25 protein-coding genes are annotated in these 26,669 nt (G+C 66.8%); 4 read left to right on the plus strand and 21 right to left on the minus strand.

What is annotated here, in order from left to right:
* Nucleotides 1-266: 266 nt before the first annotated feature.
* Nucleotides 267-1,559: a glutamate--cysteine ligase gene (gene gshA / locus AC07YZ_RS11580; RefSeq protein WP_226491261.1), complete on the minus strand. Its 1,293-nt coding sequence runs from the start codon at nt 1,557-1,559 to the stop codon at nt 267-269.
* A 185-nt stretch (nt 1,560-1,744) separates the two neighbouring features.
* Nucleotides 1,745-3,025 (minus strand): glutamate-5-semialdehyde dehydrogenase, encoded by a 1,281-nt coding sequence (locus AC07YZ_RS11585; RefSeq protein ID WP_494794830.1) that lies wholly within the window; start codon nt 3,023-3,025, stop codon nt 1,745-1,747.
* 210 nt (nt 3,026-3,235) lie between these two features.
* Here AC07YZ_RS11585 and AC07YZ_RS11590 point away from each other — a divergent pair, with 210 nt between their 5' ends.
* Nucleotides 3,236-4,084, plus strand: a complete 849-nt coding sequence (locus AC07YZ_RS11590) for a 2OG-Fe(II) oxygenase (RefSeq protein WP_226491259.1) — start codon at nt 3,236-3,238, stop codon at nt 4,082-4,084.
* Between the two features lie 111 nt (nt 4,085-4,195).
* On the opposite strand, the gene AC07YZ_RS11595 is transcribed toward AC07YZ_RS11590, so the two are convergent.
* Nucleotides 4,196-5,395: an acyltransferase family protein gene (locus AC07YZ_RS11595; RefSeq protein WP_494794831.1), complete on the minus strand. Its 1,200-nt coding sequence runs from the start codon at nt 5,393-5,395 to the stop codon at nt 4,196-4,198.
* A 150-nt stretch (nt 5,396-5,545) separates the two neighbouring features.
* The gene (locus AC07YZ_RS11600; protein WP_494794832.1) at nt 5,546-7,735 is read right to left on the minus strand and encodes a glycosyltransferase family 39 protein; all 2,190 of its coding nucleotides are present in this window, start codon (nt 7,733-7,735) and stop codon (nt 5,546-5,548) included.
* Nucleotides 7,736-8,058: 323 nt separating this feature from the next.
* On the opposite strand from AC07YZ_RS11600, the gene AC07YZ_RS11605 reads away from it, so the two are divergent.
* Entirely contained in the window at nt 8,059-8,310 is a 252-nt protein-coding gene (locus AC07YZ_RS11605; protein ID WP_494794833.1) for an SHOCT domain-containing protein, read from the plus strand.
* 30 nt (nt 8,311-8,340) lie between these two features.
* On the opposite strand, the gene AC07YZ_RS11610 is transcribed toward AC07YZ_RS11605, so the two are convergent.
* The 6 genes from AC07YZ_RS11610 to AC07YZ_RS11635 form a co-directional block, all read right to left on the minus strand.
* The gene (locus AC07YZ_RS11610) at nt 8,341-9,795 is read right to left on the minus strand and encodes an aldehyde dehydrogenase (RefSeq protein WP_494794834.1); all 1,455 of its coding nucleotides are present in this window, start codon (nt 9,793-9,795) and stop codon (nt 8,341-8,343) included.
* Between the two features lie 32 nt (nt 9,796-9,827).
* Nucleotides 9,828-10,643: an ABC transporter ATP-binding protein gene (locus AC07YZ_RS11615; protein ID WP_226491255.1), complete on the minus strand. Its 816-nt coding sequence runs from the start codon at nt 10,641-10,643 to the stop codon at nt 9,828-9,830.
* Entirely contained in the window at nt 10,640-11,419 is a 780-nt protein-coding gene (locus tag AC07YZ_RS11620) for an ABC transporter ATP-binding protein (RefSeq protein ID WP_494794835.1), read from the minus strand. Before AC07YZ_RS11620 ends, AC07YZ_RS11615 begins: the two co-directional genes overlap by 4 nt.
* A gap of 111 nt (nt 11,420-11,530) precedes the next feature.
* A complete protein-coding gene (locus AC07YZ_RS11625) occupies nt 11,531-12,559 on the minus strand; it encodes a branched-chain amino acid ABC transporter permease (protein ID WP_494794836.1) in 1,029 nt (342 codons plus the stop codon).
* 16 nt (nt 12,560-12,575) lie between these two features.
* Nucleotides 12,576-13,466, minus strand: coding sequence for a branched-chain amino acid ABC transporter permease (locus tag AC07YZ_RS11630; protein ID WP_494794837.1), 891 nt, complete (start codon nt 13,464-13,466; stop codon nt 12,576-12,578).
* Between the two features lie 108 nt (nt 13,467-13,574).
* Nucleotides 13,575-14,774, minus strand: coding sequence for an amino acid ABC transporter substrate-binding protein (locus AC07YZ_RS11635; protein WP_494794838.1), 1,200 nt, complete (start codon nt 14,772-14,774; stop codon nt 13,575-13,577).
* 192 nt (nt 14,775-14,966) lie between these two features.
* On the opposite strand from AC07YZ_RS11635, the gene AC07YZ_RS11640 reads away from it, so the two are divergent.
* Entirely contained in the window at nt 14,967-15,944 is a 978-nt protein-coding gene (locus AC07YZ_RS11640; RefSeq protein ID WP_494794839.1) for an AraC-like ligand-binding domain-containing protein, read from the plus strand.
* Nucleotides 15,945-15,972: 28 nt separating this feature from the next.
* Here AC07YZ_RS11640 and holA read toward each other — a convergent pair whose 3' ends face one another.
* The 8 genes from holA to AC07YZ_RS11680 all read right to left on the minus strand — a co-directional run bounded on the left by holA (nt 15,973) and on the right by AC07YZ_RS11680 (nt 23,799).
* Nucleotides 15,973-17,025 (minus strand): DNA polymerase III subunit delta, encoded by a 1,053-nt coding sequence (gene holA / locus AC07YZ_RS11645; protein ID WP_494794840.1) that lies wholly within the window; start codon nt 17,023-17,025, stop codon nt 15,973-15,975.
* Nucleotides 17,026-17,035: 10 nt separating this feature from the next.
* Nucleotides 17,036-17,626: an LPS-assembly lipoprotein LptE gene (locus AC07YZ_RS11650; RefSeq protein ID WP_494794841.1), complete on the minus strand. Its 591-nt coding sequence runs from the start codon at nt 17,624-17,626 to the stop codon at nt 17,036-17,038.
* An 11-nt stretch (nt 17,627-17,637) separates the two neighbouring features.
* The gene (gene leuS, locus AC07YZ_RS11655) at nt 17,638-20,316 is read right to left on the minus strand and encodes a leucine--tRNA ligase (RefSeq protein ID WP_494794842.1); all 2,679 of its coding nucleotides are present in this window, start codon (nt 20,314-20,316) and stop codon (nt 17,638-17,640) included.
* 318 nt (nt 20,317-20,634) lie between these two features.
* Complete coding sequence (locus AC07YZ_RS11660) at nt 20,635-21,012, minus strand: hypothetical protein (RefSeq protein WP_226491246.1); 378 nt, start codon at nt 21,010-21,012, stop codon at nt 20,635-20,637.
* A 169-nt stretch (nt 21,013-21,181) separates the two neighbouring features.
* Nucleotides 21,182-21,640, minus strand: a complete 459-nt coding sequence (locus tag AC07YZ_RS11665; RefSeq protein ID WP_494794843.1) for an ExbD/TolR family protein — start codon at nt 21,638-21,640, stop codon at nt 21,182-21,184.
* A gap of 55 nt (nt 21,641-21,695) precedes the next feature.
* Complete coding sequence (locus tag AC07YZ_RS11670; RefSeq protein WP_494794844.1) at nt 21,696-22,355, minus strand: MotA/TolQ/ExbB proton channel family protein; 660 nt, start codon at nt 22,353-22,355, stop codon at nt 21,696-21,698.
* 23 nt (nt 22,356-22,378) lie between these two features.
* Nucleotides 22,379-23,200 (minus strand): 4-hydroxy-tetrahydrodipicolinate reductase, encoded by an 822-nt coding sequence (gene dapB / locus AC07YZ_RS11675; protein WP_494794845.1) that lies wholly within the window; start codon nt 23,198-23,200, stop codon nt 22,379-22,381.
* Nucleotides 23,197-23,799 carry an outer membrane protein assembly factor BamE gene (locus AC07YZ_RS11680; RefSeq protein WP_226491244.1) on the minus strand — a complete coding sequence of 201 codons (603 nt, stop codon included), beginning with the start codon at nt 23,797-23,799 and terminating at the stop codon, nt 23,197-23,199. Before AC07YZ_RS11680 ends, dapB begins: the two co-directional genes overlap by 4 nt.
* A gap of 187 nt (nt 23,800-23,986) precedes the next feature.
* On the opposite strand from AC07YZ_RS11680, the gene fur reads away from it, so the two are divergent.
* Nucleotides 23,987-24,430 (plus strand): ferric iron uptake transcriptional regulator, encoded by a 444-nt coding sequence (gene fur, locus AC07YZ_RS11685; RefSeq protein ID WP_226491243.1) that lies wholly within the window; start codon nt 23,987-23,989, stop codon nt 24,428-24,430.
* Nucleotides 24,431-24,467: 37 nt separating this feature from the next.
* Here the strand turns inward: fur and hprK are convergent, their stop codons facing one another.
* The 3 genes from hprK to hpf form a co-directional block, all read right to left on the minus strand.
* Nucleotides 24,468-25,418, minus strand: a complete 951-nt coding sequence (gene hprK / locus AC07YZ_RS11690; protein ID WP_068167658.1) for an HPr(Ser) kinase/phosphatase — start codon at nt 25,416-25,418, stop codon at nt 24,468-24,470.
* A 145-nt stretch (nt 25,419-25,563) separates the two neighbouring features.
* A complete protein-coding gene (locus AC07YZ_RS11695; protein ID WP_226491242.1) occupies nt 25,564-26,034 on the minus strand; it encodes a PTS sugar transporter subunit IIA in 471 nt (156 codons plus the stop codon).
* Nucleotides 26,035-26,176: 142 nt separating this feature from the next.
* Complete coding sequence (gene hpf / locus AC07YZ_RS11700) at nt 26,177-26,506, minus strand: ribosome hibernation-promoting factor, HPF/YfiA family (protein ID WP_226491241.1); 330 nt, start codon at nt 26,504-26,506, stop codon at nt 26,177-26,179.
* Nucleotides 26,507-26,669 lie beyond the last annotated feature (163 nt).

A 26,669-nucleotide genomic window follows, 5' to 3' on the forward strand; every position in this document is an offset into this window, starting at 1 on the left:
CCCGGGTTCGGCTGTCAGGATGGGGGCGATTCTGCGCCCACCGCCCGCGCGCCGCCAGTGGGGGGGTATCGCCGAAAAGGCCGGCGCGTGACAAATGTTGCAGCGCAACAACTCAAAACGCGAGAGGTGCCCTCACCCAGAACATCGCGGAACCCACCCCATTCCGGCGCGGCGTGCCTGCCACCAGGATGCGGTGGAACCGGCTCCGCCGGGCCACTCGCATCGCCCCCTGGGGGGGTGACGCGCCGCAGGCGCGGCGCGGGGGGTCACTCGTAAACTTCTGCGTCCGGGTCGGTCGCTTCCAGTTCGTAGCTCGCGGCCAGCATGGCCAGCCGCCCGATCACGCCATACATGTAAAAGCGGTTGGGCACGCTGGCGCCGGGCTTCACGCCGGGCTGCGGCAGCTGCGCGCTCTGCTCGAAGGCCAGCGGCACGAAGCTCGACCCCGGGGCGCTCAGGTTTTCATCGGCGCCGCGCTCCGCGTGCACACGGTAGAAACCGCCCACCACGTAGCGGTCCATCATGTAGACCACCGGCTCGGCCACCGCAGCGTTGATGCGCTCGTTGGTCAGCACGCCTTCCTGGATGATGACCTCGGTGACCGGCTGACCGGCCTGCACGGTGGCCATGCGCTCACGCGCCTTGGGGCTCAGCGCGTCGATGTCCTTGGCGTCGCGCACGGTCAGGATGCCCATGCCACCGGTGCCGTTGTCGGCCTTGACCACCACGAACGGCTTCTCGTTGATGCCGTATTCCTTGTATTTGCGGCGGATCTTGCCCAGCAGCGCGTCGGTGTTGCTGCGCAGGCACTCCAGCCCGTGTTCTTCGGCGAAATTCACCTCGCCGCACTGGTTGAACATGGGGTTGATGAGCCAGTGGTCCATGCCCAGCAGCTTGCCAAAGCGTTTGGCAATTTCTTCATACGCCTTGAAATGGTGGCTCTTGCGCCGCGTGCCCCAGCCCGCGTGCAGCGGCGGCAGCAGGTACTGCTCGTGCAGGTCTTCCAGGATGCCGGGCACGCCCGCGCTCAGGTCGTTGTTGAGCAGGATGGTGCAGGGGTCGAAATGCTTGAGGCCCAGCCGGCGCCGGCTGCGGATCAGCGGCTCCAGCGTGATCGACTCACCGCCCGGCAGGTCGATGGTGGTGGGCGCCTTGATGTCGTTGGACAAGGAGCCCAGGCGCACATTGAGGCCGGCCATGTAGAAGATGCGCTGCAGCTGGGCCAGGTTGCTCAGGTAGAAGGTGTCGTGCGTGTTCTCGGGCACCAGCAGCAGGTTCTTGGCCTCGGGGCAGATCTTTTCGATCGCCGCCATGGCCGCCTGCACCGCCAGCGGCAGCATCTCGGGCGTGAGGTGGTTCCAGCCGCCGGGGTAGAGGTTGGTGTCCACCGGCGCGAGCTTGAAACCGGCGTTGCGCACGTCCACCGAAGAATAGAACGGCGGCGTGTGCTCCATCCACTCCAGCCGGAACCAGCGCTCGATCACGGGGGTGGATTCGAGGATGCGCTGTTCCAGTTCGTTGATGGGGCCGGTGAGAGCGGTGACGAGGTGCGGAACCATATTGGAGAGCCCCCCGCGCCGCCTTTTGGCGTCACCCCCCGGTGGGGGGCGCCAGCTGGGCCCGGCAAAGCCGGTTCCGTGCTGGCCCTGGACGCTTTTGCGTTGCGTGTGGGCTGGAAGTGAGGGATTTAGGGGGAGGACTGGAGGATATGGGGGCGATGGCGGGGCTTGCAAGCACCAACGGGTCAGCTCCTGACCTCGCCTTCACCCAACACAACGTATTTCAGGGATGTCAGGCCTTCCACCCCCACCGGCCCACGCGCGTGGAACTTGTCGGTGCTGATGCCGATTTCGGCCCCCAGGCCGAACTCGAAACCGTCGGCGAAGCGGGTGCTCGCATTCACCATCACGCTGGCCGAATCCACCTCGCGCAGGAAGCGCTGGGCGTGCATGTGGTCGGTGGTGAGGATGGCGTCGGTGTGGTGGCTGCTGTAGTGGTTGATGTGGGCGATGGCCTCGTCCACGCCGGCCACCACCTTCACACTCACGATAGGGGCCAGGTACTCCTCGCTCCAGTCCTGCTCGCTGGCGGCCGCCACGTTCGCGCCCGGCACGGCGGACAGGATGGCCATCGCCTCCGGGCAGCCGCGCATCTCCACGCCCTTGGCCGCGTAGATCGCGCCGATCTTCGGCAGGAACTCGGCCGCCACGCCGCGCGCCACGAGCAGGCTTTCGGTGGCGTTGCAAGGGCTGTATTTCTGGGTCTTGGCGTTGTCGGCCACCTTCACCGCCATCGCGATGTCGCAGGGGTCGTCCACGTAGGTGTGACAGTTGCCGTCCAGGTGCTTGATCACCGGCACCTTGGCTTCGGCGCTGATGCGCTCGATCAGGCCTTTGCCGCCGCGCGGGATGATCACGTCCACGTACTGCGGCATGGTGATGAGCTGGCCCACGGCGGCGCGGTCCGTGGTGGGCACGAGCTGCACGGCGTCGGTCGGCAGGCCGGCGGCGGCCAGCGCCTGCTGCACCAGCGCGGCCAGCGCCCGGTTGGAGTCGATGGCCTCCGAGCCGCCGCGCAGGATGCAGGCGTTGCCGCTCTTGATGGACAGCGAGGCGGCCTCGATGGTCACGTTCGGCCGGCTCTCGTAGATCATGCCGAACACGCCGATGGGCACGCGCATCTGGCCGACGCGGATGCCGCTGGGCATCTGCTTCAGGCCCGAGATCTCACCAATGATGTCGGCCATGGCGGCGAGCTGCTCGCAGCCTTCGGCGCAGGTCTCGATCACTTTGGGCGTGAGCTTGAGGCGGTCCACCATGGGCTCGCTCAGGCCGGCGGCGCGGGCGCGCTCCAGGTCCTTGGCGTTTTCCACCTGCAGCGGTGCCACGTTGGCCCGCAGCAGCGCGGCCAGGGAGCGCAGCGCCCGCAGCTTGGTGGCCGCACTGGCCTTGGCCATGAGCGCCGAGGCCGCCTTGGCCTGCAGCCCCAGGGTGTTCATGAGTTCGGTGGTGTTGGTCGCGTTCATGGGGAAGATTTTCGCAGAGGGGCCGGGGTTTGGGCGTTTTGGGGCCAAGGGCTGCCAGGCTCCGGCCGAAGGACCGCGGTGATGAGATGCCCGACGCCCCGCGGCGCACCAACCCGCCACTCTCTTGATCTTGATCAACCGCATGCTTTCGGGCTACTGCTCCAATCCCCGCCGGAGCACTTCGTGTCTTTTCCCCCAGGAACCCTGAACATGCAAATCTGCGACTTTGGCAACCGTTTCATATTTGACGACCCCCGGTACGAGGCGCTGGCCGCCGAAGGCGCGGTCAAGTACCAGCTGGGCACGCCGTTCAACCACATGGCTTTCGACAACTTCCTGCCGCAGGACGTGGCAGAGGCCATGCTCGCCGAATTCCCCAAGGCGCAAGACATCGAGTGGCACAACTACAACCGCCCGGCCGAGCAGAAACTGGTCTGCGTGGACGAGACCAAGTTCGGCCCAGTCACGCGCAGCATGCTGTACCAGTTCAATTCCGCGCCTTTCCTGCGCTTCCTGGAAAAGGTCACGGGCATCGACAACATGATCTCCGACCCCACGATGCGGGGCGGCGGTCTGCACCAGACCCCCAAGGGAGGTCTGCTCAAGCTGCACGCCGACTTCAACAAGCACGACGCCAACTTCCTGGACCGCCGCATCAACGTCATCCTCTACCTGAACAAGAACTGGAAGGAAGAGTACGGCGGCAGCCTGGAGCTGTGGGACCAGGAGGTGACGAAGTGCGAGGTCAAGATCCTGCCCGTCTTCAACCGCCTGGCGATCTTTTCACCCACCAGCAAGACGTTTCACGGCCACCCCGACCCGTTGACCTGCCCCGACGGTGACTCGCGCAAGTCGCTGGCGCTGTTCTATTACACCAACGGCCGGCCCGCGAACGAGACCAACCAGTCCCACACGACGATCTTCGCCGAGCGGCCGCACGAAAGAATCGGCGGCATGCGCTGGCGCGTCTCGCAGGACTACATGCCCCCGGTGCTGTTCCGGGCGATGCGCCGCTTCCGGGAACGCCATCTGGCCAACACGATCCAGAAGCGCGGCTGATCGCCCATCGTCAGAACGACGCTCAGCCTCTGAGCCCATGCAAACCCCTCGCGGGATTGCATGGGCTTTTTTCATAGGCTCCCCCGCGGCCGCAGCGCAGGGGCACGGCCCTCAGGCCTTGGAGCCCCGGGCCGGCACGGGAAACCACCGCGGCGGCAGCCAGGACTTGAGCGCCAGAGCGTGCTTCTCGATCAGGTGCCAGGAGATCGCGGCGAAAGCGAACGACAGCCCGGTGGCGGCCAGCAGCAGCCACAGGAACGCCGGCAGGCTGCCCGAGAACCACTGCGGGCGCCAGGCCACCAGCGCCTGGGTGATCGGGAAGCCGTAGAGGTACAGGCCGTAGCTGTAGTCCCCGCTGGACAGCAGCCGGCTTTTGGGGATCGGCAACAGGCCGACGAACAGCGTCATGTAGGCCACCACCACCGGCGCCACGTAGGTCATGGCGTTGGACATGAGCAGGAGGTAGCTCAGCGGCATGCTGACCAGAAACAGCCACGGATTGGCGGGAATGCGCTCCTTCCAGTGGAAGAACAGCACGCCCATGAAGAAGTAATACACCACCACATGCGCCGGGTAGGGCCCCTGGGGCGCGGACATGCCGGTCAACGCATGCGCCATGGCCAGGCCCAGGGTGACCAGCAGCATGAGCACGGAGAACACCCCACGGTGGTAGACCAGCCGGGTCACCATCAGCAGCGCCATGGTGAGGTAGCAGTAGAACTCGCTCGGCAGGGTCCAGAGGTTGACGTTGACCAGGAAGGGCACCGGGTTGCTGGCGAACACGCCCGGCAGCGAATAGCTGATGTCGCCCCAGGTGTTCCGGAAGTACCGGAAGAACTGGGGGTCGGAGACATACTGGTCCAGCGGCACGGTGGTGAACCACCAGCCCAGCACACAGGCCGACAGGGCCACCTCGACCACCAGCGCGGGAAAGATCCGCAGCACGCGGTGGGCGAGAAAGGTCGACGTGCTCTTCAGCCGCACGGCGCTGCCCATGACCAGAAAGCCGCTCAAGGCAAAGAACATGGGCACCAGGGCCAGCTTGAAGGGGCGACCCAGGCCGGTCCAGGGCGTGACATTCAGGACACCCCCATCAAGCCCGGCGGCGTGGCTCGCCGCGAGAGACGCCTGGTGGGCCACGGCCTCGATGGCCATGCCGCTGAGACCGGCCAGCCACTTGGCATGCCCCACAAAAATCACCAACGCGAGAAAGATGCGCAGAAAATCAAAGCCCGGTCCGACGCCCCGGTAGCGCTTCAACACCGAGTCAAAGCTGTCCGAGGGCGACATCCGGAGCCACTGATGCAACATGCTGTTCTGTTCCGCGCAAGATCGACCGGTGCAGGAGCTGGGCCGCATGTCCACACGGGGGCTCGGGGGTCGTGGTGCAGTAGCTTAGAAAGGCAAAGTTAAATGCCCCTTAAGCCGTGGCCCTCACGCCACAGACAGGCCCCATGCCGCTCATCGGCCCACCAGCCGCAACCGCTGGAACACCTGGCGCGGCGACCCCTGGAGCAGGCCCCGCCGACGGACCCAGGCCAGGCCCCGGTGCGCCACCACCCCGAGCACGACCAGCATCAGGGGATGGGCGGGTGTGGAGTAACGGGGGATGTTGTGCGTCAGGAAGGCGTAGAACAGCAACAGCCCCACCGGCATGACCGTCAGGGCGATCAGCCGGGGGCGCAGGGCGAACAGGCCGAACACGAAAGCCGCCAGCAGGGCCGCCCCGGCCACCAGGTTCAGCAACTCGACCAGCACTTCCTGCAGATCGGGATCGAGCAGCGGAATCTCGAACTTCTGGAAGCTCCAGAAGCCGTGCCACAGGAAAGGGCCGCTCATCCAGACGTGGCGCCAGGGATCGGCCCGCAGCATGGCCATGGCCTCGCGCTTCATGGCCTGATCGAGCACCTGCTCGGCGTGGGGAACCCCTTGGGCGCGCAACTCATTGAGCCGCCGCTTGGCCTCGGCACCGGACTTGAAGTGAAAGCTGACCACCCCATCCGGTTGCCCCTGGTAAGCGGCCCGGCGGTCATTTTCAAAAAACGACGAGACGCCCCGGTTCAGGCGCTGCCAGCGGCCACCCCGCTCGAAATCGCCCGGGCGGGCAGCGAAACGGGTGCCTTCCACCAGCCGGCGGTAGAGCCGGGGACTTTTTTCATAGAGCAGGCCCAGCACCTCTTCGTCCGACATTTGGTTGAGGGTCGCGCGGCCCAGCAGGATCAGGCCGCCCCGGTCGGACACCTGGCTGTAACCGAACTGCAACTGGTTGCGCAGCATCCAGGGCGCCAGGGTCAGGCTCATGCACAGCCCGGCCACCGCCCCCCAGCGCAACACCTGCCAGCGGGTGGCTTTCGGATCGCGACGGCTGAACAGCATGGCCAGCACCAGGAGCAGCAGCGCGGCCCAGCCGATGTAGAAAAACGAGGCCTTGCACAGCGCCAGCAGCCCCATCAACACGCCCGCGGTGGCGAAGTAACGCGCCTGCAGCTTGCGCACCGCCCGGAACAGGGCGTAAGTGCACCAGATGAGCAAGGTGGCGGTGGGCAGCTCGGTGTAGAGCGTGTCGATGTAGGCCGGCGCGTGAAAGAAGTACAGGTACGCCAGCAAGGTGGTGGCCAGGCCGGCGGCGCCGTGGCGGGTCAACCGGATCATCAGCAGCCACACGCCGACCAGGCCGGCAAAGACCCAGATCAGGTTGCTCAGTTTGACGAAACGCGTCTTGTCACCCGCCCGCAGCTGGGCAAACGAAGGGTGCTGGCCGGCGGGCAGCAGCGCCTTCAGGTACAGCCCCACGACCAGGGGCGGCAACGGCTCCCGGAAATTGCTCGGCCGGGCGTATAAGCCGCTGTTGTCGATGGAAAAGGTGTTGTGCTGATACACATTGCGCGCGATCAGCAGGTTCTGGATGGCGTCACCCAGGACAGGGCTGTCGGTGATGTTGTCGGAGGCGTGGTACGTGAGGCCGGCGCAGATCAGCACCGGCAACACCCAGCCGAACATCAGCGTGTTGCGCAGGCGGACGTAGGCAAACGGGAAATAGCGGCGCAAGAACGCGGTCGCGGTTTCCAGGGTCAGCCAGGCCAGCACGACCATGGCGCCCAGCAGAGCCGCCGCAGCGCTCAGCCGGCCCAGGGGCGGGTCGAACAGCGCGTCGGGCACCGTCAGGTTGAAATGCGGATCGGGCCCAGTGGCCTCCAGGCGGAGCGTCTCGCGGTCGGCCGACGTGACGCGCAGGTCGTTCCAGGCGCTCAGGGCACGCTCCAGGTCGGGGCCCTGCAGCTTCAGCTCGGTCCAGCGCCCGGTCAGCACCACCGGCCCCAGTTGCAGGGGCCCCCGGGTCGTCATCGGATCGATGCGGAACAGGGTCACGTCGCGGTAGCCCCGGAAATCGAGCACATGCTGCTGCCAGCCACCCTCCAAGGCGGACCGGGTGATCACCTGCCGCTCGTCAAAGGTCTGGTCGCGGGCTGCGTGGTAGACCTGCAAAGGGGTGCGCCCCGCGGTCCACACCGAGAGCGACAGCCTCAACTCCTTGTTGAGGTTCTCCAGGGCGAAGAAGGACAGCGCGACCAGGCTGCCGAGCACCAAAGCCCGCAGCACCGCGAATGCGGGCGTCGGCGTGCGAAGAAAGGCGATGGCAAGAGCGCGCATGGACGGACAAGGCAGTCGGAAACCGGTCGGTGGGGCCCGTCCAGGCAGGGGTGAGCACGCCAGGGTCGTGGCGATGGCGATGCTAGGGTTTGAATACTTAAGGATCTCTTAGCGTGTCGATCCGACAACAGTCAGCGCCCGTAAAGCGAGGGCCGCGTGCGATCGTGAAACGGCTGACGGACCTGGGGCCACAGCGCCTGGCCATGCGGTCGTTGCCCGGGCAGACACCCGAAGCGCTTGCCGGTCGGCGGGCACCGGTCTACGCTTGGATGGTGGGCATTCGCGCAGCAACCCGCTGCCCGGCGCTCGCGCAGGAGACGGACATGATGGACCGCTACTGGGACCACAGTTGGGGTGGCATGGGTTTCGGGGGCCCGCTCATGCTCCTGTTCTGGATACTCTTGATCGTGGGCGTGGTGCTGCTGGTGCGCTGGCTGGTCACGGGCGACATGGCCAGGCCCAGGCAACCCGACCCGCCGCGCAACGCGGCGCTGGACCTCCTGAGGGAACGCTACGCACGCGGCGAAATCGAGCGGGACGAGTTCGAACAGAAGCGGCGTGATCTCGAAACCTGAGCCGGGACACCACCGGCGCCCTCCGTTCCTTCAGAACGGGTAGTGCCGCGGCGTGGTCTGCACCGTGATCCAGCGCAGTTCGGTGAATTCGGCGATGCCGGCCTTGCCGCCGAAGCGCCCGATGCCCGAGCCCTTCACGCCGCCGAAGGGCATTTGCGCTTCGTCGTGCACGGTGGGGCCGTTGACGTGGCAGATGCCGGAGTCGATCTTGCGCGCCACGTTGAAGGCGCGCGCGATGTCGCCGCCGAACACCGCGGCCGAGAGGCCGTATTCGTTGTCGTTGGCGCAGGCAATGGCCTCTTCCACGCCCTTGACGCGCACCACGCACTTCACCGGACCGAAGGTTTCTTCGTGGTAGATGCGCATGGCGGGCGTGACGTGGTCGAGCACGGTGGCGGGCATCAGCGTGGTGTCGGCCTTGCCGCCGCACACCAGCTTGGCGCCTTTGGCGAGCGCGTCGTCGATCAGTTGATTGCAGTGGTTGACCGTGCCCATGCCGATGACGGAGCCGAGCACCACCGGATCGGGCTTGCGCGGGTCGCCCAGGGGCAGGTTCTTGGCCTTGTCGCTGAACTTCTTGACGAATTCGTCGGCGATTTTCTGGTCCACGATGATGCGCTCGGTGCTCATGCAGATCTGGCCGCTGTTGGCGAAGGCGCCGAAGGCCGCGCCGTTGACGGCGTCGTCGATGTTGGCGTCGTCCAGCACCACCAGGGGCGCCTTGCCGCCGAGTTCGAGCACCACGGGCTTGAGGTACTTGGCGCAGGTGGCGGCGATGATCTTGCCGACCTTGGTGGAGCCGGTGAAGTTGACGCGCCGCACCGCCGGGTGCGCGACCATGGCTTCGACCACGGCGCCCGCGTCGGCCGGGGCGTTGGTGATGTAGTTCAGCACGCCAGGCGGGAAGCCAGCGTCTTCGAACGCTTCGGCGATGAGCTGGTGGGTGCGCGGGCAGTTCTCGCTGCCTTTGAAGATGACGGTGTTGCCGCAGGCCAGCGGTGTGGCGATGGCGCGCACGCCCAGGATGATGGGCGCGTTCCAGGGCGCGATGCCGAGTACCACGCCGGCCGGCTGGCGGATGCCCATGGCGAGCGAGCCGGGCACGTCGGACGGGATCACCTCGCCCGCCACCTGGGTGGTGAGCGCGGCGGCCTCGCGGATCATGCCGGCGGCCAGCATCACGTTGAAGCCGGCCCACATGGCGGTGGCCCCGGTCTCGGCCGGCACAGCCTCCACGAAGCTGGGCGTCTTGGCTTCCAGCGCGTCGGCGGCCTTGAGCAGCAGGGCGCGGCGCTCGCTGGGGCCGGTTTCGCTCCAGGTCTTGAAGGCTTCGGCGGCGGCTTCCACCGCCATCACCGCGTCGGCCGGCGAGGCGGCCGGGGCGCGCGTGGCGACGCTGCCGTCGAGTGGGTTTCGGCGCTCGAAGGTGGCGCCTTTTTCGGCCGTGACCTTGAGGCCGTTGATGAGCATGGACAGGTCGGACATGGGGTTCTCCTTGGGTTCAGATGAAAGGGTTGTCAGGTGGTGGCCACGGCCTTGCGGCGCTGCACCGCATCGACCGCGCTGGTGGTGCCGGTGGCGGGGTCCTTGTCGGCGCCGAGGTAGGCCTCGCGGATCACGGTGGAGCGGGCAAGCAGCTTGGCCGGCCCACTGGCCACCAGGGTGCCGCGCTCCATCACGTAGCCACGGTCGGCCACCGCCAACGCCTTCTTCACGTTCTGCTCCACCATGAGCACGGTGGTGCCGGCGTCGGCAATGCGGCGCACGATGGTGAGCAGCTCGTCCACCATCTTGGGCGCGAGGCCGAGCGACGGCTCGTCGAGCATGAGCAGGCGCGGCGCGCACATCATGGCGCGCGCGACGGCCACCATCTGCTGTTCGCCGCCGCTCATGGTGCCGGCCAGTTGCGTGGCGCGCTCCTTGAGTTTTGGAAAGTCCACGAAGGCTTGCACCAGGCGCTCGGCGCGTCGGGCCTTGGGCACCAGCCAGCCGCCAAGCTCCAGGTTTTCAGCCACAGTGAGTTGCGGAAACAGCTGCCGGCCTTCGGGCACCAGGGCCACGCCGGCCTGCACGATCTCGTGGGTCTTCTCGGGCATCTCGGTGCCGTCGAGCAGCACCGTGCCGCTGCGTGGGATGAGGCCGTTGAGCGCCTTGAGCAGCGTGGTCTTGCCCGCGCCGTTGGGGCCGAGCACCACGGTCAGGCCGGGCCGGATGTCGAGCTTGAGATCGCGCAGCACGAGGAAGGCGCCGTAGCCGGCCGACAGGCCTTCGACCCGGAGGTGGGCGCGCCCGCTGCCGCCCAGCGCAAAGGGGGTGTCGCGGTACCACATCATGCGGGGCTCTCCTCGGCCATCTCGTCGCCCAGGTAGGCCTCGATCACCTCGGCGTTGCGCACCACCTCGGCTGGTGGGCCGTCGGCGATCTTGCGGCCTTGGTGCAGCACGATCACGCGCTCCACGTGGCGCAGCAGCGTGGTCACGGCGTGTTCGATCCAGACCACGGTGAGGTCGAGTTCATCGCGCAGTCGGCGGATCAGGCGGGCCATCTCCTCCACCTCGTTTTCGGTCAGGCCGGCGGCCACCTCGTCGAGCAGCAGCATGCGCGGGCGCGTGGCCAGCGCCATGCCGATCTCCAGCAGGCGCTGCTGCGACGGCGTGATGGCGGCGGCCGGCAGCTCGGCCTGCGCGGACAGGCCGATCAACCCCAGGATGCTCTCGGGCGTGCGCAGCACCCAGGGCACCGCCGTCTCTTCGCCCCACCAGAGGTACTTGCGCGGCCGGCGGCCGGCGAACTTCAGGCCGAAGGCGATGTTGTCGCGCACCAGCATGTCGGCGAACACGCGCGGGGTCTGGAAGGTGCGCGCCAGGCCGCGGGCGGCAAAGCGGTGCGGGCCTTGGCCGCTCAGCTCGCGCCCCTGCATCAGCAGTGCGCCGCTGGTGGGCTGGGTGACGCCCGAGATGGCGTTGAAGAAGGTGGTCTTGCCCGCGCCGTTGGGGCCGATGATGCCGACGAGTTCACCGGGCAGGAAACGCGCGCTCACGGCGTCCACGGCGGTGAGGCCGCCGAAGCGCACGGTGATGTCGCGGGCGTCGAGAAGGGGCTCGCTCATGGCATGGCTTCCAGGTGCGCGCGACCCTCACCCCGGCCCTCTCCCGCCAGCGGGAGAGGGGGCTTGCACTCCCTCTCCCGCTGGCGGGAGAGGGTTGGGGTGAGGGTCCATTCAAAACACATCGCGGCGCTCCCTCAAGCTCTTTTCAAGTTGTTTGCGGCGTTTCGTCTCACCGCTCAGGTCGTCGCGCGTCTCAGTCCACCAGGCCTTGGCACCCTCGCGCCAGCCCCGGAAGGTCTCGGCGCGCAACGACGCCAGACCACCCGGCAAATACAGCACCGACAAGATGAGCAACAGCCCCAGCGACACCATGTAGAGCTGCGGCACCTGCAGGCGCAGCGTCTCGGCCAGCACGCTGAACACGATGGCGGCAATGAGCGGGCCCCACAGCGTCATGGCGCCGCCGATGAGCGCGATCAGCACGGTCTGGAAGCCGATGAAGGGGTTGAACACGGTGTGCGGGTCGATGTAGGTCCAGCGCACCGACATGGCCGCCCCCACCGCGCCGGCCACGGCGGCGGTGAGCGCGAAGCCGGCGATCTTGATGAAGCGGGTGTTCACGCCCAGGGTCTGCGCGCGTTGCTCGTCGGCGCCGATGCCCCTCATGGCCAGGCCGAAACGCGTGCGGCGGATGGCAATGGACAGCGCCACCGCGATCACGGCCAGCGCGAGCAGGGTGAAGTACACCGTGTCGCGTTCGGGCACCACCATGAGCACGCGGCCCACGGTGCCGGTGACGCTCTTTTCGAAGTAGCTGATGGCGTGGCGGATCAGCTCGGTCATGCCGAAGGTGAGCACCGCGAAGTAGGTGCCGCGCAGGTGCAGCACGGCCGCGCCCATGAGCACCGCCACGGCGGCGGCCACGGCCGCGCCCAGCGCGATCACGGGCAGCCAGGCCAGTTGCTCCAGCAGCAGCGCGCCGGTATAGGCGCCGATGCCGAAGAAGGCCGAGGTGGCCAGCGAGAGGTAGCGCGTGCTGCCGCAGAACAGCGCCCAGCTCGATGAGAGCGCGATGTACATCAGGCAGGTGAGGGCCATGGACACGGCGAACTCGCTGCCGAAACCGGGGATGGCCAGCGCCCAGCCGGTGAGCCCGAACAACACCAGCAGGTCGCGCACGAAGAGTTGTCGGGAGCTCATGGGTTTTCGGTGCGGGTCATGCCCTGCGTCCTTGGCGGGCAAACAGGCCCTCGGGTCGCAGCAGCAGCACGCCAATGAACACGACGTAGCTCAGCAGCGCCTTGAGGGAGGGGTTGGTGAAATGCATGCCCAGGGCCTCGATCACGCCCAGCAGCAGGCCACCGGCGAGCGCGCCGCTCATGCTGCCGAAGCCCCCCAGCGTGATCACGATCAGCGCGGTGACGGTGTAGGGCTCGCCCATGGAAGGGCTGATGGTGTAGGCCATGGAGAGCAGGCAGCCCGCCACGCCCGAGAGCCCCAGGCCCACGCCGAACATCAGCGGGTGCAGCCGCCGGGTGTCGATGCCCACCAGCTGCGCGCCCACCGGCGACTGCATCAGCGCGCGCACGCCCTTGCCCAGCAAGGTGAGCCGCAGCAGCGCGATGAGCGCACCCGAAAACAGCAAGGCCAGAGCGAACACCAGCAGCTTGTTGGCGGCGAACTGCGCGTTGCCCACCGGCACCGGGTCGGTCAGGAAGTCGTAGCCACGCAGGTCGCCGCCCCAGACGTAGGACACCACGTTCTGCACCAGGAACATCAGGCCGAACGACACCATGAGACCACGCGCCTCGAAGATGTCGAGGTTGGGCGAGGTGGCGGTCAGGCGCCGGAAACACAACCAATGCACGACCAGCCCCAGCCCCATCAGCAGGCCGAACGACACCGGCACCATCCACAGCGGCGACAGGCCGAACGTGGTCTGCACCATCCAGGTCAGGTAGGCCCCCACCATCAGGAACTCGCCATGCGCGATGTTGAGGATGCGCATCAGCCCGTACTGCAGGTTCAGCCCCAGCGCGACGAGCGCGTAGATGCCTCCGGTGATGAGACCGGAGGCGAGGAGTTCGAGCCAGGCAGAAAAAGACATGCGAGCGAAGAGGAAGTTGTCCAGAACGTCGCGGAACCGGCTTGGCCGGGCCGCAGACGTTGCCCCCGAGAGGGGGTGGCGGCCGTCAGGCCGACGCGGGGGTGGGCCTTATCTCCATGCCGGCTTGTTGGGGTTCAACGCAGCCGTCGCCACGTTCTTCGGCCACACCACCTCGAACTCGCCGTTCTGCCACTGGCTCACCGTGCCCGGGGTGCCCACGTTCTCGCTGCCGTTGAACCGGATGTCGCCGAGGATGGTCTTGTGCGTGGTGCCGGCCACGTAGTCGCGGATCGCCTTGCGGTCCAGCCCCTGGCGTGCCACCGCGTTGGTGAGGATCTCCAGCCCCGCCCAACAGGCCCCGCTGGCCCAGCGGTCGGGTTCCTTGCCAGCGAACTTCTTGGTGTGGGCATCGAAGTAGGCCTTGGCCGCCGGGCTGGTCTTGGCGTTCCACGAGCCCATGCCCAGCACCCCTTCGGCACCCGCGGGCGTCATCACGTTGCGATACAGCTGGAAAGCGGTGCCGACCGAGGCGTAGAAGAACTTGGGGTTGAAGCCCACTTCCTTGGCCTGCTTGCTGGCCAGGATGGTGTCGGGCGGGTAGGTGAAACCGACGAAGGCGTCGGGGTTCTTGTCCTTGATGCTGCGCAGCACGGGCGAGAGGTCTTTCACGCCCCCGGGGTAGCTCTTGTCCTCCACCATCTGGATGCCACTGCCCTGCAGCGCCACCTTGAGCGCGGCGTAGTTTTCCAGGCCGAACAGATCGTCCACGTAGATGCAGGCCAGGGTCTTGCAGCCGTTGGCCTTGAGCATGTCCACCAGCGCGCCGGTCATGGGCGCGGGCTGCTGCAGCAGCAGGAAGAAGTACGGCAGCTTCATTTCCGCCAGCCGTTTCGAGAGCGCGGTGGGCGCCAGGAAGGGATAGCCAAAGCGGTTGGCCAGCGGCGCCACGGCGAAGTTGGCGTTGCTGCCCCAGGGCGGCAGCACCAGGTCCACCTTGTCGCTGCCCATGAGCTTTTCGTAGGTGCGCACGCAGGTTTCGACCTCGCTGCGATCGTCGTAGCTGACGAGTTCGATCGGGCGCTTCACCCCCTTGACGCTGAGGCCGCCCGCGGCGTTCTGCTGTTCGGCCCAGAGCAGGTAGTTGGGCTCCTGGCTGACCTGGGCACCACCGGTCCAGGGGCCGGTGCGGGCCATGGCGTAGCCCACGCGCACCGCTGCGGACTGGGCCAGCAACCGGGGCGCAACGGCCATCGCGCCCACCGTGGTGGCGGCGCTCTTGAGGATCAGACGGCGGGTGGACTGGGCCATGGCAGGTCTCCTGTGGTGTTCGGGATGCGGACCCCCGAATGCTAGGCAGCCCACCCCTGCCCGGCTGTGCTGGTGGTGCACAAGCCGCTTGCCGGAGCGTGCACACGCATGCGGGATAACCCTCAACCCCAGGCCCCCCAGGGCCGTGCACCGCCGCCCATAATTTGCGCACCCCAGTGCCGGAGCCTCGACATGACCCCCTCCTCCGTGATGAGCACCGACGCCGTCGCCCCCAGCGAACGCGCGCCCGCCTGGCGCGACTGGATCTGGAAGCACTTCGGCGGCCTCGAATCCGACCTCTACGGCGACACCGGTTTCGACGGCCACCTGAGCGCCTCGCACGCGGGCGACGTGGTGCTGACCAAGCTCGAAGCCAACCGCCACCGCGTGTTGCGCAGCCCGCGCCTGGCGCGCGCTGGCGACACCAGCTACCTGAAGATCGTGGCGCCCTGGCGGGGCAGTGCCGCGGTGGAACAGCAGGGCCGACAGGCCTGGGTGCGCCCAGGCGGCTGGGCGATCTACGACACCACCGGCAGCTACGAGATCGCCAACCCGGAGCGGGTGGAACACCTCATCGTGATGTTGCCCAAGGAGCAGGTGGCCGAGCGCGGCCTGCGGCTGGAGCCGCTGATGGCCCGCCACGTGGGCGGCGCCAGCGGCATCTCACGGGTGGCGTTGGAAACCATGCGCAGCACCTACCAGGAGCTGCCGGTCATGAGCGACCACGCCGCGCGCGGCGCCGGTGAGCTGATCATCGAGCTGGTGCGGCTGTCGCTGCAGGAACTGGCGGGCCGCGAGAACGCCACCACCCAGCTCGAAGCCTTTCGCGACCGCATCCGCGAGCACATCGGCCAGCACCTGCGCGACCCCGGGCTGTCGATCGAGCGCATCGCGCAGTCGCTCAACTGCAGCAAGCGCCACCTGCACAACGCCTTCAACGCCGAGGACGACACGCTGGCCCACCACATCCTGCGTCGGCGCCTGCAGGCCTGCATGCGCGAGCTGAAGGACCCGGCCCAGGCGCATCGCACCATCACCGACATCGCGTTTTCCTGGGGTTTCAACAACGGCGCGCATTTCAGCCGGGTGTTCCGCGAACACACCGGTCTGTCGCCGAGCGACTTTCGCGACACCGCACTGCGCCAGGCCCTGGACACCGAAGCCCGGTGACCAGGGCCTGAAGCTCTGTCAACAGGCCCTATCTCACCGCACAGGCCTGGGACACGCGCTGCGCGAGCTGCTGCAGCGCCACCCAGGGGTCGGCCGGCCAGTCGGGCTGTTTGAGGCCCTTGACGATGCCATCGACCGTGTGGGCATCGCGCAGCCAGCGCGCCAGGGTGGCGGTGCCCAGTTGCGGCAACACGCGCTCCATGAGCTTTTCCTTGACGCCCCAGACCCGGTTCTCGCGCAAGGCCATGGGCAGCGGGCGGCCCGCGTCCATGGCGTGGCGCACGCGGTTGAGCGTGCGGATGTCTTCGGCCAGGGCCCAATGCACCAGCACCGCGGCCTCGCCCTCAGCCTGCAGACCATCGAGCATGCGCTGCACACGCAGGCTCTGGCCGCCCAGCACCGCTTCGGCGAGCTTGAAGGCGTCGTAGCGCGCCACGTTGAGCACGGCGGCCTCCACCTGGTCAAAGCCAAGCTCACCCGGCGGGTGCAGCAGCGCGAGCTTCTGGATTTCCTGGTGCGCGGCGAGCAGGTTGCCCTCGACCCGGTCGGCGAAAAACTGCAGCGTGCGCTGCCCCTCTTCACCCGCGGCCACACGCTGGCCCTGCTGCTGCAGGCGCTGCGCGATCCACTGCGGCAGGGCCTTGCGGTCCACCGGGTCCACGCGCACCGTCACCCCGAAGCTGTCGAGCGCGGCAAACCAGGCGCCCTTCTGGGTCGCGGCGTCCAGCCGGGGCAGGACCACCAGCGTGAGCACGCTGTCGTTGCCTTCGGCGCTGGCGGCCAGCTGCTGCAGCACCTGCGAACCGTCCTTGCCGGGTTTGCCCGAAGGGACCCGGATCTCGATCAGTTGTTTGTCGGCGAACAGGCTCAACGAGCCGCCGCTGGCGAGCACCTCGCTCCAGTCGAAGTGCGCGCCGGCCACGGTGTGCACCGTGCGTTCGGTGTAGCCCTGTTCGCCCGCGGCCGCCCGGATGGCGTCGCCCGCTTCCTGGATCAGCAGCGGCTCGTCGCCGTACAAGGTGTAGAGGCTGCGCAGGCCGCGCTGGAGCTGGCTGGCGAGCTGCGGCGCCGCGACCTGCATGGGGCGGCGCTCAGAGCGACTTCACGGCAGCCAGGCGGCGCATGACCTGCTGCACGATGTCGCCCTGCATGTCGTTGAACATCATGTATTCCTCGGAGGCCTTGGCGAGCGCGGCCGTTTCGGTGAAGCTGATGTCGCGCTCCAGCAGTATCTCGGTGCTCTCGATCAGGCTTTTGCCCGCCGTGGTGCTCAGGCTGAAGCGAAACCGGGTGCGCAACTGCAGTTCGCGCACCTGGCCCGCCGCGGTCTGCCCCACCACCGCGCGCTCGCGCTGGTCCACCAGCACCGCCAGCACCACCTGGGCCGCCGCCTGGGCGGCGGGGGAGGACGAATTCAACACGCGGATATCGGACGCCGCGAGCGCGCGCTGCAGGGCGCGCGACACCGGCGAGTTCTCATAGTTCGACACCCTCACCGAGTCAAACGCAAATGTCGGCGCCTGGCGCAGCGCGAAGCCACACCCGGTGAGCAGGCCGCCGGAGAGCACGACGCCCGCCCCGGCCAAGCCACGCAGGAGCGCACGCCGTTCGGCGGCGACGCCAGTGGCGCCCGTCAAGGGCTGGCCGGAAATGGGGGAGTGGGGGTTTGAAATGGGCGTCATGGCACGGAGTTTTATACCACCAGGTTGACCAGCCGGCCGGGCACCACCACCACCTTTTTCGGGGCGGCGCCGTTGGCCTGTTTCTGGAACGCTTCGCTCGCCAACGCCGCCGCTTCGATGGTGGCCTTGTCGGCGTTGGCCAGCACGGTGATCGAGCCACGCAGCTTGCCGTTGATCTGCAGCACGAGTTCGATTTCGTCGCGCTGCAGCGCGGCTTCGTCGGCCTGCGGCCAGGGGGCGTCAAGCAGTTCGCCCGATGCGGCGGCGTAGCCGAGTTCGACCCAGAGGCTGTGGGCGATGTGCGGCGTGGCCGGGTAGATGCAGCGCAGCAGGATGGCGAAGCCTTCGGCGAGCGCGGCGTTGTCACCCGCGGAGCCGTCGGACTTGAAGTCGTCCAGCGCGTTGAGCATCTTCATCGCGCCCGAGACCACGGTGTTGTACTGCATGCGCTGGTAGTCGTAGTCCACCTGCTTGAGCACGGTGTGGATCTCCAGGCGCAACGCCTTGGCGACCTTGGACAGACTCTGGCCCGACACGCCAGCGGCCAGGGCGCCCAGTCCCCCGATGGCGCTGAGCTTGTGGCCGAAGCCCCAGACCCGGCGCAGGAAGCGGTAACTGCCTTCCACCGCCGCATCGTTCCACTCCAGCGTGGCCTCGGGCGGCGCGGTGAACATGGTGTACAGGCGCGCGGTGTCGGCGCCGTACTTCTCGATCAGGTCCTGCGGGTCGACGCCGTTGTTCTTGGACTTGGACATGGTGCCCACGCCCTCGTAGTCGATGGCCGTGCCCACGGGCAGGTCGCCCACCGCCTTGATCAGCTTTGCGCCGATCACCTTGCCGGCCTCGTCGAACACGTGCTCCACGTCCTGCGGCCAGAAGTAGTCCTTGCCGCCCTTCTCGGTGCGGCGCGAGTAGATGTGGTTGAGCACCATGCCCTGGGTCAGCAGCTTGCTGAAGGGTTCGTCCACCTTCACCAGGCCGAGGTCACGCATGACCTTGGTCCAGAAGCGGGCGTACAGCAGGTGCAGGATCGCGTGTTCGATGCCGCCGATGTACTGGTCCATCGGCATCCAGTAGTCCGCCCCCTCGGCCACCATTTTCTCGCTGTTGGTGGGGTCGCAATAGCGCATGAAGTACCAGGACGAATCCACGAAGGTGTCCATGGTGTCGGTCTCGCGCCGCGCCGCTTTGCCGCAGATGGGGCAGGTGACGCCGGCGTGGAAGCCTTCGTGCTTGTGCAGCGGGTTGCCCGAGCCGTCGGGGATGCAGTCCTGCGGCAGCACCACCGGCAGGTCCTGCGCGGGCACCGGCACCGCGCCGTGTTCGGCGCAGTGGATGATGGGGATGGGCGTGCCCCAGTAGCGCTGGCGGCTGATGCCCCAGTCGCGCAGGCGGAAGGTGGTCTTCTTTTCGCCCAGACCCTGGGCAGCCAGCAGTTCGGCGACCTTGTCGACGGCGGCCTTCTGGGTCAGACCATCCAGCACGCCGGAGTTCACGCACACACAGCGCTGCTTGTCGCCGTACCAGTCGGCCCAGGCGGCGGTCGAGAAGGTTTCGCCCTCCACCGCCACGACCTGCTGGATCTTCAGGTCGTACTTCAGCGCGAACGCGAAGTCGCGCTCGTCGTGCGCCGGCACGCCCATCACAGCGCCGTCGCCGTAGCTCATGAGCACGTAGTTGCCGACCCAGACCTCGACCTGCGCGCCGGTCAGCGGGTGGGTGACGAACAGGCCTGTGGCCATGCCCTTCTTTTCCTGCGTGGCCAGCTCGGCTTCGGTGGTGCCGCCGGTCTTGCATTCTTCGATGAAGGCGGCCAGCGCCGGGTTGCTCAAAGCGGCGTGGTGGGCCAGCGGGTGTTCGGCGGCCACGGCGCAGAAGGTCACGCCCATGATGGTGTCGGCGCGCGTGGTGAACACGTACATCTTGCCGTCGCCGATCAGCGTGCCATCAGCACCCTGGATGCCGTGGGTGAACGCGAAGCGCACGCCCTCGCTCTTGCCGATCCAGTTTTCCTGCATCAGGCGCACCTTGTCGGGCCAGCCGTTGAGCGTGGCCTTGGGGTTGCCCAGTTGCACGTGGTCCAGCAGTTCGTCAGCGTAGGAGGTGATGTTCAGGTAATAGCCGGGGATCTCGCGCTTTTCCACCGTGGCGCCGGTGCGCCAGCCCTTGCCGTCGATCACCTGCTCGTTGGCCAGCACGGTCTGGTCCACCGGGTCCCAGTTGACGATCTGGGTCTTGCGGTAGGCGATGCCTTTTTCCAGCATCTTGAGGAACAGCCACTGGTTCCACTTGTAGTAACTGGGGTCGCAGGTGGCCACTTCGCGCGACCAGTCGATGGCCAGGCCCATCGCCTGCATCTGCTGCTTCATGTAGGCGATGTTCTCGTACGTCCACTTGGCCGGCGGCACGCCGTTTTTCAGCGCCGCGTTCTCGGCCGGCAGGCCGAAGGCGTCCCACCCCATGGGCATGAGCACGTTGTGGCCGTTCATGCGCAGGTAGCGCGTGAGCATGTCGTTGATGGTGTAGTTGCGCACATGGCCCATGTGCAGCTTGCCGCTGGGGTAGGGCAGCATGGAGCAGGCGTAGAACTTCTTCTTGCCCGCGTCTTCGCTCACGCGGTAGGCGTCGTTGGCATTCCAGTGGGCGTGCGCGGCGCGCTCGACGTCTTTGTGCTGATAGGTCGGTTGCATGAAACAGCGGGCCAGTTGCCCGGCGGCAGGGGTTGTGTGAGCCAGTGCGGACCCGCCTCGGTGGCCCGGAAGAATGGCCCAGGGCGGGTGCGTCGCAAAGCCTGGATTTTAGGGCTTGGCACACCGGGCCGGACGCGGCACCCATGCCCGGTCGTGAGCGGGTGCGGGAGGCAGTGGGAAAAGGCGTGGACAGAACCGTCCGCTGCGCACGCGGACAACCCCGTCAGGCACCGCTTTCTGGGTCACGCCGGATGGCAGACCACGGTGCGGGGGACCGGTCAAGGCCTGGACCGTCCCGTCGATCAGCGAAAAAGAAGATCAGAGATTCTTGTTCAAGGAACGGCTCACCGTTCCATTGGCCTGCACGAACCACGAAGCGCTATCGGTCACCAGCTGACCGCCCACCGTGTGGAACCGTACCGTCAGGCCCTGCGTCGAGCCATAGGAATAGTCCGACCATCCCAGCATGAAGTCGGATTCCTGATGAGGTGGTTCACCCACGATGCCAATGACCTGCGCCTTGCTCATGCCGGAGCCCACGGTGTTGTAGGCGCCCTCCAGGTTGAGCACGCCCTGCTTGTCCAGACCGTCATCGCTGTCGCTGCCACCGCATGCCGACAACACCAGCGCGGCGGCGCCGGCCAGCGCCAGTTGTGCGAATGCCCGCCGCCCGGCTGGCTTGTGTCCCTGCTTCATCAACGCTCTCCTTGGGTTTCAAACGGACTCTGAATGGATGGAGCTGGCATGTTCCCTCGCCCCGCTCGTGAAGGCCTATAGCATAGCCCCAAGCCGGGACCCGATGGTGCACAGAAAACGACAGCGAAATGCGCGATCCGGCGGCACCCGCGCCCGGAAACACCGGCGTTCAGGGCTGTGCGCTGGCACCCGGGAGTTGCAGCGCCTTGGCGGTTTCGGCATCGGTCACGAACCCGATCCGCGCCAGCCCGGCCTGCTGCGCAACGCCAATGAGCTGGGCCAGCTTGCCATAAGGCACGGCCGCATCGGCGCGCAGCTGCAGTTCGGTGGCCGGATCGCGGCGGGCGGTTTCCTCCAGCCGCTGGCGCAAGGTGACGAGGTCAATCGGCTGTTCATCCCAGAAGATCTGTCCCTGCGCATCCAGACCGATGGAGACGAAGGCTTCGGGCTCCTCCGCCTGCACGGGGGTGCTGGTCTTCGGCAACTCCAGCTCCAGCCGGCTCGCCATCAGCGGCGCGGTGATGATGAAGATGACCAGCAGAACCAGCATCACGTCCACCAGGGGTGTGACGTTGATGTCGCTCATGGGCTGGTGGCCCGCGGGTTTTTCCAGGCGCCCGAAACTCATGATCTCTCGCTCCTTCGCAGGCGCGGCCCGAGGGGCCTGGCGGCGGTTCGGCAGCTCACAGGGTGGGCTCCTTGTGCAGGAGCAGTTCGCGCAGATCGCGCGCAAAACCTTCCAGATCGGCCTCGATGCGTGCGATCTGGCGACCCAGCACGTTATAGGCCAGCACAGCGGGAATCGCGACGGCAAGACCGGCGGCGGTCATCACCAGCGCTTCGCCCACGGGGCCGGACACCTGCTCGATGCGAAAACGGCCGTCTTCCCCGATGGCGATGAGGGCGTTGTAAATGCCCCAGACCGTGCCCAGCAAACCCACGAAGGGTGCGGTGGACCCCACGGTGGCCAACAACACCTGGCCAAACTGCAACCGGTGCAACACCCGGTGCAGGGCATCGCGCAGCACACGGGTGAGCTGCTGAGACCGATCGCCCGCCGCAGCCAGTGTCTGGGGCATGGCCTGCTCGATGGTCCGCGCGGCCTGCAACAGCGGCAACACCAGGCGTTGCGCGTCAAACGTGGACAGGCGCTGCTGCGCGTCGTCCAGATGCGCCGCCTGCCAGAACGCCGCCGTGGAGAGGCGCACGTCGGACACCGCGCGGCGCAGCATCCAGGCCTTCCAGAGGATCACCACCCAGCTCGACACCGACATGGACAGCAACAGCAGGGCCACGCTGCGACTGATCGCGTCACCCTGCATCACACTTTGCCAGACACCCAAGATCGTTCTCCGGTACTTCGTGCTCAGCGCAAGCCGAGCACATCAAACATGTCGTACAGACCGCTGCGCTTGTCCGCCAGGAAACGCACCGCGCGCAGGCTGCCCTGGGCGTAGGTGACCCGGCTGCTGGACTTGTGCGTGACCTCGATGCGCTCGCCCGTCCCGGCAAACAGCACCGTGTGGTCGCCCACGATGTCGCCCCCCCGGATGGTGGCAAAACCGATGCTTGACGGATCGCGCTCGCCGGTCACACCCTCACGGGCATAGACCGCGCAGTCCTTCAGATCGCGGCCCAGTGCGTCGGCGATCACCTCACCCATCTTGAGCGCGGTACCGCTGGGCGCGTCCACCTTGTGCCGGTGGTGCGCTTCGATGATCTCGATGTCGTAGCCGGTGGACAGCGCCTTGGCAGCCATCTCCAACAGCTTGAGCGTGACATTCACGCCCACGCTCATGTTGGGCGCCATCACGATGGCGATCTGCCGTGCAGCGTCGGCGATCTCGACCTTCTGCGCCTCGCTGAAACCGGTGGTACCGATCACCACGTTGACGCCGTGCTTCACACATTCGTGCAGGTGCGCCAATGTCCCTTCCGGTCGCGTGAAGTCGATCAGGAACCGGCTGCCCGAGAGCCCGGCACCGAGATCGGCGCTGATGGTCACGCCCATCGTGTGTCCCGCGAAGGCCCCCGCATCCTGGCCAACAGCGGGGCTGCCCGCCCTGTCCAGCGCACCGCTGAGCACGCAGTCCGCGCTGTCACGCACGGCCTCGACCAGCATATGCCCCATGCGTCCGCTGGCACCGGCGACACATACGCGGTGCAGTCCCTGAGACGCGGCGCTCACCGGGACGCCCCCGGGGTTTCCAGTGGCGGATAGCTGGTGGCCGGTGCGGCGGTCGGCGCAGCGGGCGCGGTGTCGCTCTTGGACTCGGGGTTGTTTTCCTGGAACTTCTTCAACTGCTCTTCGGTGGCTTTGAGCACGGGGACCTTGTCGGACTTGCGGCGCACATCGAGCGAAGCCACGAAGTCGGCCTCGCTGGGCAGCTCATCGGCCTCGAAGCGCTCCAGCACATCCCCTTTGAAAAACAGCGCCACCTTGCGCTGCTGGGGCGATTGCCCCTGCCGGCGGAAGGTGAACACGTAGTCCCAGCGATCGGCATGGAAAACGCTGGTCAACAAGGGCGAACCGAGCAGATCGCGCACCTGGGAACGGGACATGCCCGGCTGCAGCGCCTGGGCCTGTTCGCGCGTGACCACGTTGCCCTGGAGGATGTCGATCTTGTACGGCGTGACCAGGCTCCCCACCGAAGGCAGTTTGTCCCCGACGCTGCCACAGGCGGACAACGCGGCGGCTCCCGCGAGCGCGCACAGCACCCGCACCAGGTGGCGGGGCTTCTGTCGCGGGCCCGGGTGGGACGGTGGGAAGGGGGTGTGTTGGTGCATAGGGATAAACCGTGAAAGGCACTCGGATTCGCATGCGCCGACGGGGGACAATGTCTCCCCCGGCGCACGCTGGCGATATGATCTTCATTGTAGCCCCGGGGTAGGTCCGCCCACGTTGCCGCCCTGCGCTGCCAGGGTGGCACCACAACCCCCTGAAATCGGCCCGTTCAACCCCTGCACACCGCCCATGACCAATATCGATGAACTGAAAAGCACGGGACTCAAGGCCACCCTGCCACGGCTGAAGATTCTGGAAGTCTTCCAGAACGCCAAGCAGCGCCACATGACGGCCGAGGATGTGTTCCGTGTCCTGCTGGACGAGCGCTCCGACATCGGGCTGGCCACGGTCTACCGCGTCCTCATGCAATTCGAACAGGCCGGCCTGCTCACGCGCAGCAACTTTGAGTCGGGCAAGGCGGTCTACGAACTCAACGAAGGCCAGCACCACGATCACCTGGTCTGCCTGGACTGCGGCCGGGTCGAGGAATTTTTTGATTCGGAAATTGAAAAACGCCAGCAGATGGTGGCCAAGACCCGCGGCTTCATCCTGCAGGAGCACGCGCTCTCGCTGTACGCCAATTGCAGCAAGCCCGACTGCCCTCACCGGCACAACAACCCGGGGCATCGCTGAAGGCAGAAGCCCCCCCGCACGGGCGGGCCGCCCCGCCCTATTCGCCGCGCGCCATGGCCGCGCGGTGGCGCGCCACGAATTCCTGGTAGGTATCGATTCCGCGCAACTGCAAGATGGTGTTGCGCACCGCGGCCTCGACCAGCACGGCGATGTTGCGGCCGGCCACCACCTGGATGACCGCCTTGCGCACCGGCACGCCCAGCACATCCTGGTACAACGGCTCGTGGGGCATGCGCTCGAAGTCGCGCTCCATGGTTTCGCGGCGCACCAGGTGCACGATCAGGGACAGCCGCATCTTGCGGCGCACCGCGGTCTCGCCAAAGATGGCCTTGATGTCGAGCAGGCCGATGCCGCGCACTTCCAACAGGTTCTGCAACAACTCGGGGCAACGGCCCTCGATGCTGGTCTGGTTGATCCGGTAGAGGTCCACCGCGTCGTCGGCCACCAAGCCGTGCCCGCGCGAAATGAGCTCCAGACCGAGCTCGCTCTTGCCCAGTCCGGATTCGCCCGTGATCATCACGCCCATGCCCAGGATGTCCATGAAGACGCCGTGCATCGACGCACGATCCGCGAAATGGCGCGACAGATAGGCGCGCAGCACATCGATGACAAAGGCCGCCGACTCCTGGGTGGCGAACATCGGAATCTGCGCCCGCTCGCACATGGCCATGAGGGCATCGGGCGCGGTCTGCCCGTCGGCCACCACGAGCACCGGCGGCTCCAGCGTCACGATGCGCGCCACCCGGCGGCGGTTGTCGTCTTCGCTGGGGCTGGTGAGGTAGGCCACCTCGCGCTCGCCAAACACCTGCACCCGGTAGGGATGGATGTAATTGAGGTAACCGACCAGATCGGCCCCTGAGCGCGCCTCACGGATCGCGACCTCGTCAAACCGTCGCTCCGACGCCCCGAGCCCCGCGATCCACTGCCACTTGAGAGCATCCCGGTGGTCTTCGAACAGAACGTCGGCACTGACGACGGTGGGTTTCAAGCGCAGACTCTCCGAACAACGGCGCCGGGCCCGACGATCGACCGGCGCTCACCCCGATGGACCCGCCCGCGCCGAAGGCCGTCCCCCGAGCGATGGGCGTCCTGCAACGGACTGGCCAGCAAGGGACGCAAAAGAGCGGACAAGCTCAGGCGGCGGCGTGCGCCGACTGCCAGGATGTGATCTGGCCGTGCAGCGCCACGGCATCGCTCGATGTCTTCATCTGCTCGCGCAAGGCGCTGTCGCTGAGCAGCTCGGCGATTTCGGAGAGGATTTCCAGATGCTTCTGGGTCGCCGCTTCGGGCACCAGGAGAAAGATCATGAGCTGCACCGGCTGCTCGTCCGGGGCATCGAAACCGATCGGACTGGCCAGTTGGAACACCGCGGCCAGCGGCTGCTTCAGTCCCTTGATGCGGCCATGGGGAATGGCCACGCCGTGACCCAGCCCGGTGGAGCCCAGGCGTTCACGAGCAAAGAGGCTGTCGGTGATCAGCGCACGGTTGAGGCCATGCAGGGTTTCAAACAACAGGCCCGCTTCTTCGAAGGCGCGTTTTTTGCTGGTGGCATCGACGCCGACGAGCACTTGCGCGGCGGGCAATATGGCAGAGAGTCGGTTCATGTGGGCCTCTTGGACCGCAAATTATGCCGAGTTGGGCGGCGTTGGCTAGACCGGGAAAACAAAAAAGCCGCTTGACTTTTGAAGCGGCTCGCTGCATTGCAACATAACGACCGGGCCGCCGGTGGGCGACCCGTGATTTCCATCACATCAAACGTTTGGCACTCTCGTGGGCATGGTCTTGTGCTTTGTCCTTGTAGCGCAACACCTGCCGGTCCAGCTTGTCGGCCAGCTCGTCCACGGCGGCGTACAGATCGGCGTGAGCGCTTTCGGCGAACAGATCCCGTCCCTTGACGTGGATGTTGCATTCGGCCTTCTGGCGCATGTCTTTTTCTTTCAGGTTGTCCACTGTCAGCAGCACCTTGATATCGACCACCTGGTCGAAGTGTCGGGATATGCGTTCAAGCTTGGTCGTGACGTAACCGCGCAGGGCGGGCGTGACCTCGAGGTGGTGACCGCTGATCGTCAAGTTCATGGAAGAGCCTCCTAATGCTCCGGGTTGACACAAGCCGCCGGGCGGTCAGACCTCCCGGCGGCACGGGGATGTCTTGAGCCCACTATGCCCATGAAACCGGGGCGACGCAAGCACGCACCGCAACAAAGGATGAAAACGCGAACCTTGGCACTCAGCTGACCGC

It is taken from the genome of Hydrogenophaga sp. GW101-3F08 (genome assembly GCF_059424585.1).

Coding starts and splice junctions, on each gene's coding strand:
- leuS (WP_494794842.1), bottom strand. CDS start 20,316: ATGCAACCGACCTATCAGCACAAAGACGTCGAGCGCGCCGCGCACGCC.
- AC07YZ_RS11660 (WP_226491246.1), bottom strand. CDS start 21,012: ATGAAGCAGGGACACAAGCCAGCCGGGCGGCGGGCATTCGCACAACTG.
- AC07YZ_RS11620 (WP_494794835.1), bottom strand. CDS start 11,419: ATGAGCGAGCCCCTTCTCGACGCCCGCGACATCACCGTGCGCTTCGGC.
- AC07YZ_RS11635 (WP_494794838.1), bottom strand. CDS start 14,774: ATGGCCCAGTCCACCCGCCGTCTGATCCTCAAGAGCGCCGCCACCACG.
- AC07YZ_RS11650 (WP_494794841.1), bottom strand. CDS start 17,626: ATGACGCCCATTTCAAACCCCCACTCCCCCATTTCCGGCCAGCCCTTG.
- AC07YZ_RS11610 (WP_494794834.1), bottom strand. CDS start 9,795: ATGTCCGACCTGTCCATGCTCATCAACGGCCTCAAGGTCACGGCCGAA.
- AC07YZ_RS11605 (WP_494794833.1), top strand. CDS start 8,059: ATGATGGACCGCTACTGGGACCACAGTTGGGGTGGCATGGGTTTCGGG.
- AC07YZ_RS11595 (WP_494794831.1), bottom strand. CDS start 5,395: ATGTTGCATCAGTGGCTCCGGATGTCGCCCTCGGACAGCTTTGACTCG.
- AC07YZ_RS11600 (WP_494794832.1), bottom strand. CDS start 7,735: ATGCGCGCTCTTGCCATCGCCTTTCTTCGCACGCCGACGCCCGCATTC.
- gshA (WP_226491261.1), bottom strand. CDS start 1,559: ATGGTTCCGCACCTCGTCACCGCTCTCACCGGCCCCATCAACGAACTG.
- AC07YZ_RS11640 (WP_494794839.1), top strand. CDS start 14,967: ATGACCCCCTCCTCCGTGATGAGCACCGACGCCGTCGCCCCCAGCGAA.
- AC07YZ_RS11680 (WP_226491244.1), bottom strand. CDS start 23,799: ATGCACCAACACACCCCCTTCCCACCGTCCCACCCGGGCCCGCGACAG.
- AC07YZ_RS11625 (WP_494794836.1), bottom strand. CDS start 12,559: ATGAGCTCCCGACAACTCTTCGTGCGCGACCTGCTGGTGTTGTTCGGG.
- AC07YZ_RS11615 (WP_226491255.1), bottom strand. CDS start 10,643: ATGATGTGGTACCGCGACACCCCCTTTGCGCTGGGCGGCAGCGGGCGC.
- AC07YZ_RS11630 (WP_494794837.1), bottom strand. CDS start 13,466: ATGTCTTTTTCTGCCTGGCTCGAACTCCTCGCCTCCGGTCTCATCACC.
- AC07YZ_RS11590 (WP_226491259.1), top strand. CDS start 3,236: ATGCAAATCTGCGACTTTGGCAACCGTTTCATATTTGACGACCCCCGG.
- hpf (WP_226491241.1), bottom strand. CDS start 26,506: ATGAACTTGACGATCAGCGGTCACCACCTCGAGGTCACGCCCGCCCTG.
- AC07YZ_RS11665 (WP_494794843.1), bottom strand. CDS start 21,640: ATGAGTTTCGGGCGCCTGGAAAAACCCGCGGGCCACCAGCCCATGAGC.
- AC07YZ_RS11695 (WP_226491242.1), bottom strand. CDS start 26,034: ATGAACCGACTCTCTGCCATATTGCCCGCCGCGCAAGTGCTCGTCGGC.
- holA (WP_494794840.1), bottom strand. CDS start 17,025: ATGCAGGTCGCGGCGCCGCAGCTCGCCAGCCAGCTCCAGCGCGGCCTG.
- fur (WP_226491243.1), top strand. CDS start 23,987: ATGACCAATATCGATGAACTGAAAAGCACGGGACTCAAGGCCACCCTG.
- AC07YZ_RS11585 (WP_494794830.1), bottom strand. CDS start 3,025: ATGAACGCGACCAACACCACCGAACTCATGAACACCCTGGGGCTGCAG.